We start from the raw sequence: 9733 nt of genomic DNA, 5'->3' as shown, positions 1-9733 counted from the left end.
GGCTACTACGTGCTGCCGGTCACGCTGGTCGACGAGACCTTCCGCCAGAACGGCGTGGACACCGCGCACGATGCCCAGGAGGTCTCGCCGAAGAAGCTGCGCGAGTTCTTCGGTGCCGACGCGGCGGTCTACATCAAGGTGCGCAAGTACGGTGCGAGCTACGCGGTGCTGTCCAGCGAGACGCGCGTCGAGGTCGAGGCCCGCATCGTCGACCTGCGCAGCGGCGAGCTGCTGTGGAAGGGCTCGGCGGTGGCCAGCTCGTCCGAGGAGCAGCAGCAGTCGCAAGGCGGCCTGATCGGCGCGCTGGTGGGGGCGCTGGTGCGGCACGTCATGAGCAACGCCACCGACGAGTCGTACCGCTGGGCCGGGGTGGCCGACGATCGGCTGCTGGGAGCGCCGCGCCGCAGCGGCGTTCTGCCGGGTCCGCGCTCGCCGCTGTACGGTCAGCCGATGCCGGTGCAGTGACCGTCTCCGGCCGCGCCCGCATGCCCCAGGCATGCGCGGCCAGCCGGAACCCGAGCAGCGCCAGCGCGATGCCGGCGAAGACCCAGGCCGAGACGTGGCCCAGCTTCGCCTGCATCACGCCGTGCAGCGCCGCGAGCGCGACTGCTGCGTACACCAGCTTGTGCAGCCGCAGCCACTGGCGCTTCATCCGGCGGATCGCCCAGTGGGTCGAGGTCAGCGCGAGCGGCAGCAGCAACAGCAGCGCCGCCGAGCCGACCGCGATGAACGGGCGCTCGGCCAGGTCCTGCGCATACGCACGCAGCGTGCCGGCATCGAAGCCCAGGTACAGCCCGAGGTGCACCACCGCATAGCCGAAGCTCCACAGCCCGAGCTGGCGGCGTTGGCGGATCAGCGCGTTCCAGTCGCCGATGCGCCGCCCGCAGTGCAGCGCGACCGCACGCGACGCCCACACCGAGAGGCGGCGCAGCGGCGTGATCGCGAGCGTCGCCAGCAGCAGCGCCATCGCCCACCAGCCGCTCGCGTGCGTCAGCGCGGCGATCGGATCGGGGCCGAGCGTGCCGGCGATGAACGCCAGGCCCCAGCGCAGACCCGGCCACGCGCCGAGCGCGAAGCACAGCAGCGTCGGCAGCCTGCTGCTAGAAATTGCGGGCGAGGTCCATGCCGGCATACAGCGACGCGACCTCGGCCGCGTACCCGTTGAAGGGCAGGGTGGGGCGCTTGGCGAGTTCGCCCAGCCGCAGCTCGCGGCGCTGCGACCAGCGCGGGTGCGGCACCTCCGGGTTCACGTTGCCGAAGAAGCCGTACTCCGACGGCGCGGCCTGCATCCAGGTCGACACCGGCGGCTGCTCCACGAGCCGGATGTGCGTGATGGCCTTCGGGCTCTTGAAGCCGTACTTCCACGGCACCGCCAGCCGCAGCGGCGCGCCGTTCTGCGGCGGCAGCGCGGTGCCGTACAGGCCGGTCGCCACCAGCGCCAGCGGGTGCATGGCCTCGTCGATGCGCAGCGCCTCGGTGTAGGGCCAGTCGAGCATCGGGCGGCGCTGGCCGTACATCTCGGACGGCCGCAGCACCGAGATGAACTGCACGTGGCGAGCGCGCGAGGTCGGAGCGACCCGCTTCAGCAGTGCGGCGAGCGGGAAGCCGCGCCATGGCACCACCATCGACCAGCCCTCGACGCAGCGCAGCCGGTAGAGGCGGTCTTCCTGCGGAAAGAGGCGCAGCAGTTCGTCGAGGTCGAAGCGGCGCGGGCGCTCGACCTCGCCATCGACCATCACGGTCCACGGCGTCGTGCGGAAGTCTTCGGCGAGTTTCCAGACGGCCGCCTTGTCGGGCGAGAACTCGTAGTAGTTGTTGTGGCGGGTCGCGGCTTCGCGCGGGGTGATGTCGTCGGCGGCAGAAGCGCTGGCCACGCCGCCTGCGAGCGCCGCGCCGGTCAGCGCGAGCGCCTGGCGGCGGTCGAGCCACAGGCGCTGCGGTGTGATTTCACTGGGTAAGGGGGTCATGCGAGGCGGTCGACGAGGGTGGCGGGCCTCCGGGTCTTCGACCTGCGACTGATCGACGCGCAGGGGACATTTGTCCCGAGTTGCTCCGGCATCGTCCTTCGGGACAAGGAACCCGGCTACAGTGTGGCTGTCACTTCATGAAGAATGAAGTAGGCCATCTAAATGGCTGTTAAATAGAAATATAGCTAATAATAGACTTTTAAATGGCTGCTAAATTTGTCTCATGGTCGACATCAAGCTTGCCACGCCAGACGAACTCGTCCGCGAGCTCGGCAGCCGGTTGCGCGCCCAGCGCCTCGCGTCGCGCATCACCCAGCAGGAGCTGGCGCTGCGTGCCGGCGTCGCGCTCGGTGCGATCAAGAAGCTGGAGTCCGATGGCCACACCACGCTGCAGACCTTCGTGCGGGTGGTGCAGGCGCTCTCGCTGACGAGCGACCTCGAGAACGTTCTCGTGCTCAAGCCACACATCAGCATCGCCGAGATGGAGCGCGCTTCCGCGGCTCCGCGCCAGCGGGCGCGCCGCCCTGCCGGCATGGCACCACGATGAAGAAACTCGACGTCCTGTTCCGCGGCTGGGGCCAGGATTGGTTGCTGGGCCGCCTGGCCGACAACGGCGCGCAGCTGCTGTTCGAGTACTCGCCCGAGGCACTGCGCCGCGGCGTCGAGTTCTCGGCGATGCAATTGCCGCTGCGCCCCGAGGCCTACGGCGGCTTCCCGGCCTTCCAGTCGAACCTGCCCGGCCTGCTGGCCGATGCGTTGCCCGACGGCTGGGGCCTGCTGCTGATGGACAAGCTCTTCCTGAAGAACGGGCGTGATCCGGCGCGCCTGTCGCCGCTCGATCGGCTGGCCTTCATCGGCGAGCGCGCGATGGGAGCCTGGGCGTTTCGCCCGGCCGACGACTGGGCCCTGGCCGACGAGCATCTCTCGCTGCTGCAGCTCGCCACCGCCGCGCAGGCGGTCGTCGAGGGTGGTGATGTGGACGCCCTGAACACGCTGGTGATGATGGGCGGGTCGCCGCAAGGCGCGCGGCCGAAGGTGCTGGTGAACTTCGACCCCGACACGCGCCGGGTCAGTTCGCACGAGGACCCCGGTGGCAACACGCCCGGCACCCCCTGGCTCGTCAAGTTCCCCGCCCGCGGCGAGCACCACGAGGCCTGCGCCGTCGAGTACGCCTACTCGATCGCCGCGCGCGCCTGCGGCATCGCGATGCCGCGCACCCAGCACTTCAGCCTCGGCCGCGCAATGGCGGCCTTCGGCGTCGAGCGCTTCGACCGCTGGGGTTCGGGGGCGGCTGCGATGCGCGTGCCGGTGCATTCGTTCGCCGGTGCACTGCATGCGGATTTCCGCCTGCCGTCGCTCGACTACCAGACCGTGCTGCGCGCCACCCGCTTCTTCACGCGCGACGAGGTCGAGGTGAGCCGGGCCTTCCTGCGCTGCGTCTTCAATGTGGTGTTCCACAACCGCGACGATCACGCGAAGAACTTTGCGCTGCGCATGAACGAGCGCTCGATGTGGCAGCTTTCACCGGCCTACGACCTCGTTTTCAGCCACGGTCCGCGCGGTCACCACCAGACCTCGGTGATGGGCGAAAGCCGCGCGCCCGCGCGCACGCACCTGCTGGCGCTGGCACGCGCCGCGCAGGTGCCGCAGCGCCTCGCGCTCGATGCGCTGGAGCGCGTCTGCACCGAGGCGGCCCGCCTGCCGCAGCGTCTCGACGAGGCCGGCGTGCGCCGCGCCACGCGCACGGCCATCGCTGCCGCGGTGCGCGAGAACCTGCGCCGTTGCACCGCTTGAGCACGGCTTGCGGCCGCGCCTTCTGAAGCGTGCTGAAAACTGCTGAAGCAGGTCGGGGCATCGCTGTCGCAAGTCGTTTCGCGTGCCCATAATCGTTTCGCTGTCCGACAAAGGGCGGCCGCCTGCGGGCGCCAACAAATCGCCAGGGAGCGAACAATGAGAACACGTGTCGAGCCGTCGGTCCGGTTGCAGCCGGGGGCCGGCTGTCGTGGGTGTCGTCCGGCGCGGGGCCGCATCCGCCCCCGGCCGCTGCCACGGCAGCTCGCCCGGCCCGCGCGCAGCCACCTGCGCACGCTGGCCTACGAGATCACCGTCGCCGAGGCGCGCGAGCGCGAGCGCATCGCACTCGGCCTGCACGACGAGATCGGCCAGTTCCTGACGCTCGCGCGGCTCAAGCTCGGCGCATTGCGCGACAGCCCGCCGGGCGACGAGGCGACGGCGCTGCTCGACGAGATCGGCGCGCTGCTGGCCCAGGCGTCGCGCGCCGCCCGCTCCGCCACCTTCGATCTCAGCAGCCCGGTGCTGCGCCTCGGCCTCGAGCAGGCCCTGCGCAGCCTGGCCGACCGCCTCGCCGCCGACAGCCGGCTGCAGGTCAGCTTCGATGGCGCGATGCCGCCGCTCAGCCTGCCCGAGGCGGTGCTCGCCGTCGTGTTCCGCGGCGTGCGCGAGCTGTGCCTGAACGTGCAGAAGCATGCGCATGCGGCGCGCGTCAGCATCACCGCGTGGTGCGACGGCCGCTGCCTGAAGGTGTGCGTCGCCGACGACGGTGTCGGCTTCCGCACCGATGCCTCGCGCGGCGTCTTCAGCCGCACCGGCGGCTTCGGGCTGGCCAGCACGCAGGCGCAGATCCAGGCGATCGGCGGGCGGCTCGAGATCTCGTCCGCGACGAGCCTGGGCACGCGCATCACGATCCTGCTGCCGAATGCGGTGGGCGCGGCGGCACTCGCCGCGGCTTGATCGACAGCACACCGACAGCACACGCATCGAAGGGAACGACCATGGGCATCCGCATCGTGTTGGCCGACGACCACCGCATCATGCGCGACGGGCTGTGCGCCCTGCTCGCGCGCGAGAAAGACATCGAACTGATCGGCCAGGCCGACGACGGCCTCGGCGCGGTGCGCCTGGCGCGCGAGCTGCGGCCGGACATCGTCGTCACCGACGTGTCGATGCCGGGCCTGAACGGCGTCGAGGCGACGCGCCGCATCCGCACCGACGACCCGTCGGTGCGCGTGCTGTGCCTGTCGGTGCATGCCGAGAGCCGCATGGTGCTCGCGGTGCTCGAGGCCGGCGCATCGGGCTACGTGCTGAAGGACTGCTCGTACGACGAGCTCGCGCTCGCCATCCGCAAGGCGATGGCCGACCAGGTGCACCTGAGTGCCGAACTGGTCGGCCTGGTCGTCAAGGAAGTGCGCAGCCGCGGCCAGCCGCAGGCGGCGGGCGGCACCGCGGCGCTGACGCCGCGCGAGCGCGAGATGGTGCAGCTGCTGTCCGAAGGCCTGTCGACGCAGCAGATCGCCGACCGGCTGCACGTCAGCATCAAGACCGTCGCGACGCACCGCGAGCACGTGATGCAGAAGCTCGACATCAGCAGCCTCGCCGAGCTGACGCGCTATGCGCTGTGCGAGGGCCTCAGCTCGCTCGACCAGCCGTGGCGCAGCGGCGCGCGCACGCCGTCCTGAGCGGGCAGGTTCAGCTTCGGCACCGGCCCGTATCAGCCGTTTCCTGATGGCGCCGCGGGCCGCGGCGGTTCACGCTGGGCCCCACGATGGGAGTTGCCGCGCGCCCTTTGACCCTGTACCTGGCCGACGATCACGCGGCCTACCGCGCCTGTGTGGCCGGGCTGCTGGCGCGCCGCGGCTTCGAGATCCTCGGCGAGGCGCCCGACGTGCCGGCGCTGCAGGCCTGGCTCGCGCAGGCGCGCGTGCACCCCGACGTGCTGCTGATGGACGTGCAGATGCCCGGTGGCGGCCCGACCGCGCTGGCCGCTCTGCTGGCGCATCACCCGAACCTGCGCGTGCTGGTGCTGTCGATGCACGACGAGCCGGCAATCGTCGACGCGATGCGCGCCGCCGGCGCCCGCGGCTACGTGCTGAAGGACGAGCCGCTGGCCGCGCTCGCGCAGGCGATCCGCGCCGTGCACGCCGGCATCAGCCGCTGGCCGCCAGCGTCTCAGCAATGAAGAGGTGCAAGTTCAGAGATTGACCGATGGGCGCGGGCCGCGTGCGTCCCTATCGTCGGGGCATTCCTTCACCACTCGCCCCACCGGAACCCTCCATGATCGACGCGGCCATCACGCAAGTCGCCAGCCAGCTGAACAACGCCTTGCGGCGCTCGTTCCAGCTGGGCGAGGAGCTGGTCGTCGTCTCCAGCCTGTACGAGCCGGATGGCGGCGTCGCCGCGAACATCAACAACAAGCTCGCGGTGTTCCTGGTCAACATCGAACGCGACACCACGCCCAGCCCCCGCTCGCGGCCCGGCGCGGGCGAGGGCCGCCATGCGCGGCAGCCGCAGCCGGTGTCGCTGAACCTGATGGTGATGTTCGCTGCCAACTTCAGCGCGTCGAACTACACCGAGGCGCTGAAGTTCATCTCCAGCACGATCGCGCACTTCCAGTCGTGGCCGGTGCTGGATCACCAGAACACGCCCGACCTCGATCCGCGCATCGACAAGCTCACGCTCGACATCGAGAACCTGAGCGTCAGCGACCTGAGCAACCTGTGGGGCCTGTTCAGCGGGCGCTACCTGCCGTCGGTGCTGTACCGCATGCGCATGGTCACCTTCGATGCGGGCCAGTTCGACGCGCAGCTGCCGGTGGTGCGCCGCGTGCAGGCCGGCGTGGGAGCCCCCGCATGATCGACATGGGCCCCTACATTCCGCTGCTGCGCGTCGATTTCGAGCACGGCTTCTTCGCCGACGGGCGGTGCCGCGGGCTGCGCTTCGTGCCGGCCGGCGACACCGCGTGGTGGCTGCGCGCGACCGACGCGATCGAGCGCCACACCGGCAGCGCACTCGCGCTGTTCGGCCCGGCGCAGGCGCTGTCGGTGGTGCCGAAGGCGGTGCTCGCGTGGCAGGTGCATGCCACCGACGAGGTCTTCCCGACCTGCACCGACAACCCGGCGCAGTGGCCGGGCGAACTGCTGTGGTTCGATGCTTCCGAAGCCACGTCATCCCGCCTGCATGCCGGCGACACCGTATCGCAGGCCGAGGTGCGGCCGCTGACCTGGCCGCTGGTGTCGCTGTCCCTGATGTCGGGTTCTCTGGGCGCGCAGGCGTCGAGCGGCGCCCGCCTGATGCCGCCGCTCGCGGTGCTGCGCGTGCCGCTGGCGGCCTTGCCGCCGGCCCCGCTGCACTACACGGTGCGGCTCGCGGCGCGGGCGACGGTGTGGAAGTACTGCCTGCACGGCGAGTGGCCCGAGCCGCAACTGCAGGTCGTCGACCTGGCGAGCGGCGTCGAGTTCGACGAGCCCGCGCCGGACCGTCTCGACAACGGCGCGCCGCTCGTGGCCATCCGTTCGCGGGCGCCGATCGCGCTCGCGCAGCGCAGCGAGCGTCGATTCCAGTTGCGCAGCCGCCAGCGCGGCGGCGACAAGGTGCTGGTCAAGCGCCTGCCGGTGGCGGCAGCGCAGTTCCTGGCGCGAGAGCAGATCGGCGGCGAGAGCCGCCTGGTCTCCGAGATCCATGTGCATCGCTAGGCCCCGTCAACACTAACCGCAGAGGAGGCCGCAATGGCCATGAAGACCCCCGGCGTCTATATCGTCGAGAAGAATGCCTTTCCGAACTCGGTGGTCGAGGTGGCCACCGCGGTCCCGGCCTTCATCGGCTACACGGATCGCGCCGAGAACGCGGGCAAGTCGCTGAATATGAAACCGTGGCGCATCGGCTCGATGGCGGAGTACCACCAGTACTTCGGCTTCGGCCCGGACCCGAAGTTCGGCATTGCCGAGAAGACCGATCCGAATGCCGCCGCGGCCTTCAAGGCGGGCGACAAGGAATTCCTGCTGACGCAGGCCGACGGCAAGGAGGGCGGCCGCTTCCTGCTGTACTACGGGATGCTGCATTTCTTCCAGAACGGCGGCGGCCCGTGCTACGTGGTGTCGGTCGGCGAGTACGACAAGACGCCGCTGATCGAGGCCGACAAGCTGATGGCCGGCATCGAGCCGCTGGTGAAGGAGCAGGAGCCGACGATGGTCGTGGTGCCCGATGCGGTGCTGCTGTCGGCCAAGGACTGCATCTCGGTGCAGCAGGCGATGCTGCAGCACTGCGGCGGGCGCATGCACAGCCGGGTCGCGATCCTCGACGTGTGGGGCGGCCACCTGGATCGCAAGAACGCGACCGGCGTCGACCCGATCGAGGGCTTCCGCGGCGCGCTGGGCGTGAACTACCTCGACTACGCGGCGGCGTACTACCCGTGGGTCAACACGACGGTGGTGCAGGACAAGGACCTGGACTACACCCGCGTCGCCAACCCGGACGTGCTGATCCAGCTGCTGATGGCCGAGCTCGGGCTGCCGGCGCAGCTGGACCCGAAGACGCCGGCGCGCACCGCGCAGCAGTGGAAGGCGGTGCAGGACGTGAGCAAGACCGACGACCAGTGGACGACGGAGATCACGACCGACATCAACGCCTCGGACAAGAGTGACGACGAGAAGAAGAAGCTGCTCGACCCGGCCGCGCTGAAGATGGCGGTGGAGACGCACAAGGCCTTGCTCAACAAGAGCCTGGGCGCGTCGAGCACCTTGTTCAACACCATCATGGCCGAGGCGCGCAACCGGCTGAACCTGATGCCGCCGTCGCCGGCGATGGCGGGCATCTACACGATGGTCGACAACACGCGCGGCGTCTGGAAGGCGCCGGCCAACGTGAGCCTGAACGGCGTGGTGTCGCCGGCGGTGACGATCTCGCACGAGGACCAGGAGGACCTGAACGTCACGACGCAGGGCAAGTCGATCAACGCGATCCGCTCGTTCATCGGCGAGGGCGTGCTGGTGTGGGGGGYGCGCACGCTGGACGGCAACAGCCTGGACTGGCGCTACATCAACGTGCGGCGCACGATGATCATGCTGGAGGAGTCGTGCCGCCTGGCGGCCAAGGCGATGGTGTTCGAGCCGAACGTGTCGAACACCTGGGTGACGATCAAGAGCATGGTCACCAACTTCCTGACCGGCATCTGGAAGCGCGGCGGCCTGGCCGGCGCGGTGCCGGACGACGCGTTCAGCGTGCACGTGGGGCTGGGCGAGACGATGACGCCCGAGGACATCCTCGAGGGGATCCTGCGCGTGACGGTGCTGGTGGCGATCAGCCGCCCGGCCGAGTTCATCGAGATCACCTTCCAGCAGCAGATGCAGAAGTCGTGATCGCGCTCCATCAACGCTCACGAATCATTACTTGACCCTTCAGGAGGCAGACCATGGCAGACGACGGATCAGCGCAATCGACCACGGTGTGGCCGCTTCCCAAGTTCCGCTTCTCGGTGAAGTGGGACGCGGCGGAAATGCACTTCCAGGAGGTCTCCGGCCTCGACGTGGAGGCCCAGCCGATCGAGTACCGGCACGGTGACAGCCCGGCCTTCTCGGTGATCAAGATGCCCGGCATGAAGAAATACAGCGACGTGACGATGAAGAAGGGCGTCTTCAAGTCCGACAACAAGCTGTGGGACTGGTTCAACGAGATCAAGATGAACGTCATCAAGCGCAAGCCGGTGACGATCAGCCTGCTCGATGAAGCGGGCGCCGCGACGATGGTGTGGACGCTGACGAACGCCTGGCCGACCAAGATCACCGGCACCGACCTGAAGGCGCAAGGCAACGAGGTGGCGGTGGAGACCATCGTGATCGCACACGAGGGGCTCACGATCGCCAATGCCTGATGGCGACGGGCATCCCGCCGGCACCACCGCTGCCGCCCCCGTTGCCGCCCCCCGCGCCGCCGCTTCCCCCGGGGCCCTCGCGCACGCCTGCGGCCCGCACGGG

The 9733-nt window shown here is 69.6% G+C and carries 11 protein-coding genes and 1 pseudogene; 10 read left to right on the top strand and 2 right to left on the bottom strand.

Annotated elements, in window-relative coordinates; genetic code table 11:
• On the top strand, positions 1-465 hold a 465-nt coding region (locus AC1DXV_RS26530), incomplete at its 5' end, for a GNA1162 family protein (protein WP_477936382.1).
• Between the two features lie 142 nt (positions 466-607).
• Here AC1DXV_RS26530 and AC1DXV_RS26525 read toward each other — a convergent pair.
• Together AC1DXV_RS26525 and msrP are read right to left on the bottom strand one after the other, a co-directional pair.
• A pseudogene (locus tag AC1DXV_RS26525) lies at positions 608-1132 on the bottom strand (ferric reductase-like transmembrane domain-containing protein); the annotation flags it as partial.
• Entirely contained in the window at positions 1101-1967 is an 867-nt protein-coding gene (gene msrP / locus AC1DXV_RS26520; RefSeq protein ID WP_477936380.1) for a protein-methionine-sulfoxide reductase catalytic subunit MsrP, read from the bottom strand. The gene msrP and the pseudogene AC1DXV_RS26525, both read right to left, overlap by 32 nt.
• 223 nt (positions 1968-2190) lie before the next feature.
• Here msrP and AC1DXV_RS26515 point away from each other — a divergent pair, with 223 nt between their 5' ends.
• The 9 genes from AC1DXV_RS26515 to AC1DXV_RS26475 all read left to right on the top strand — a co-directional run bounded on the left by AC1DXV_RS26515 (position 2191) and on the right by AC1DXV_RS26475 (position 9630).
• Positions 2191-2514, top strand: coding sequence for a helix-turn-helix domain-containing protein (locus tag AC1DXV_RS26515; RefSeq protein WP_477936378.1), 324 nt, complete (start codon positions 2191-2193; stop codon positions 2512-2514).
• The gene (locus AC1DXV_RS26510) at positions 2511-3761 is read left to right on the top strand and encodes a type II toxin-antitoxin system HipA family toxin (RefSeq protein ID WP_477936376.1); all 1251 of its coding nucleotides are present in this window, start codon (positions 2511-2513) and stop codon (positions 3759-3761) included. Before AC1DXV_RS26515 ends, AC1DXV_RS26510 begins: the two co-directional genes overlap by 4 nt.
• A 156-nt stretch (positions 3762-3917) precedes the next feature.
• Positions 3918-4718 (top strand): sensor histidine kinase, encoded by an 801-nt coding sequence (locus tag AC1DXV_RS26505; protein ID WP_477874217.1) that lies wholly within the window; start codon positions 3918-3920, stop codon positions 4716-4718.
• 41 nt (positions 4719-4759) lie between these two features.
• Positions 4760-5443 (top strand): response regulator transcription factor, encoded by a 684-nt coding sequence (locus AC1DXV_RS26500; protein WP_169672690.1) that lies wholly within the window; start codon positions 4760-4762, stop codon positions 5441-5443.
• A gap of 86 nt (positions 5444-5529) precedes the next feature.
• Positions 5530-5943 carry a response regulator gene (locus AC1DXV_RS26495; protein ID WP_477936374.1) on the top strand — a complete coding sequence of 138 codons (414 nt, stop codon included), beginning with the start codon at positions 5530-5532 and terminating at the stop codon, positions 5941-5943.
• 95 nt (positions 5944-6038) lie between these two features.
• Complete coding sequence (locus AC1DXV_RS26490; protein WP_477936372.1) at positions 6039-6617, top strand: Pvc16 family protein; 579 nt, start codon at positions 6039-6041, stop codon at positions 6615-6617.
• Positions 6614-7456 carry a hypothetical protein gene (locus tag AC1DXV_RS26485; protein ID WP_477871453.1) on the top strand — a complete coding sequence of 281 codons (843 nt, stop codon included), beginning with the start codon at positions 6614-6616 and terminating at the stop codon, positions 7454-7456. The genes AC1DXV_RS26490 and AC1DXV_RS26485 overlap by 4 nt, the downstream gene beginning before the upstream one ends.
• A 33-nt stretch (positions 7457-7489) precedes the next feature.
• Positions 7490-9118: a phage tail sheath family protein gene (locus tag AC1DXV_RS26480; protein ID WP_477936370.1), complete on the top strand. Its 1629-nt coding sequence runs from the start codon at positions 7490-7492 to the stop codon at positions 9116-9118.
• Positions 9119-9171: 53 nt separating this feature from the next.
• Positions 9172-9630, top strand: coding sequence for a phage tail protein (locus tag AC1DXV_RS26475; RefSeq protein ID WP_047505134.1), 459 nt, complete (start codon positions 9172-9174; stop codon positions 9628-9630).
• Positions 9631-9733: the final 103 nt, after the last annotated feature.

Source organism: Rhizobacter sp. P3_C12, assembly GCF_056402735.1.
Note: the sequence above shows the minus strand (reverse complement) of the source record. Positions and strands in the feature narration are given on the sequence as shown.